The following is a 1,319-nucleotide window of genomic DNA, read 5'->3' as shown; positions in this document are numbered from 1 at the left end:
CTAGCCAATATTTACCAAGCCTTGTTAATGGGCATCAACACCATTGACAGCGCTGTTGCTGGTTTAGGGGGCTGCCCTTACGCGAAAGGTGCCAGTGGGAATGTCGCAACGGAAGATGTGCTTTATCTGTGTGAACAGCTCGGGATTGAAACGGGGGTCGATCTCAACATCATCAATGAAGCAGGTTGGCAAATTTGCCGTGCGTTAGGTAAACGTCCGTCTTCCAAAGTAGCACTCGCTCTGGGTGATCCGCACAGCTTGTAAAAGACTCCATCCGCGATAAGCAACCAATAAATACAAACGGGCATGCGTAACAACATGCCCGTTTTATTAGGGCCAAGTACGATTCACAAAAGCACTAACCAGAGGCGTGCTTTTCAGCCATTTGAATATGGCGTCCCCACTTCGCAATCATATCGAGTAAATCGCTTTTCTGAACTGGTTTCGTCAGGTAATCATTCATCCCTAGTGCAATACTCTTTTGCTGCTCTTCTTGCATCGCGTGAGCAGAAAACGCCACGATTGGACACCAAGGAAACTCACCGTTTTCCTGCAACTCACGAATGTCTTTTGTCACACCAAAACCATCTTTGTTTGGCATAGAAATATCGGTAATCACCAAATCAGGGGAAAGCTGCTTGTAGAGTTCAACGGCCTCGACACCATCTTCCGCCAACGTCAGTTTCACACCGGTGTCTTGCAACATTTTTTCAATCAATATTCGATTGATATGGCTGTCTTCTGCAACCAAAAGGTGCAAATTAGAAAAATCTGGATTGTCTTGTGAGGAAAGCGCTCGACGCTTTTGTATTTTGCTAGAAAGCAGAGTTTGCAGTTTATGCTGCGTGACAGGTTGCGGCAGTAAACGATCCCGTTCGCACGACCATGCCAGCCCTTCCTCCATCACACAAGGGGCGAGAAACAGTACCCGTTTGGCGGCTGATTCTGTCGCATCAAGCTCATAGAGCGCATCTCTATCCTGAGCATTGTTCACGCTCGCGATGATGCGGTCAAAATCGTCCAAATCTCTGCCCAAAGACTGCGCCGCAGACCAATCGTTGCGATGAGTCACCTCGATGCCAATCTCTTTAGCTAAGCGCATCAAGTGTTCCACGCGCGGTTGATAATCATCAATCAACAATAGTCGATTTGCATTCAGTTCTACCGGTTCAGAATGAGGCTGACTTCGTTTAGGCAACTGCAAACTAAAGCTAAAACACGATCCTTTGCCAAAATCCGAGCGCACACAAAGCTCACCGTTGTACATGCTGATCAAACGTTTTGAGATTGCCAACCCTAAGCCCGTTCCTTCCTGTCGC

The 1,319-nt window shown here is 47.5% G+C and carries 1 protein-coding gene and 1 pseudogene; one reads left to right on the top strand and one right to left on the bottom strand.

Annotation, left to right across the window (positions count from 1 at the left end; genetic code table 11):
- Positions 1 to 264: pseudogene (locus R7Q47_RS24860) on the top strand (hydroxymethylglutaryl-CoA lyase); the annotation flags it as partial.
- A 94-nt stretch (positions 265 to 358) separates the two neighbouring features.
- Here the strand turns inward: R7Q47_RS24860 and R7Q47_RS24855 are convergent.
- On the bottom strand, positions 359 to 1,319 hold a 961-nt coding region (locus tag R7Q47_RS24855), incomplete at its 5' end, for a response regulator (RefSeq protein WP_318089953.1).

It is taken from the genome of Vibrio sp. Vb0349 (assembly GCF_033338975.1).
This window is presented reverse-complemented; position numbering and strand designations above follow the sequence as displayed.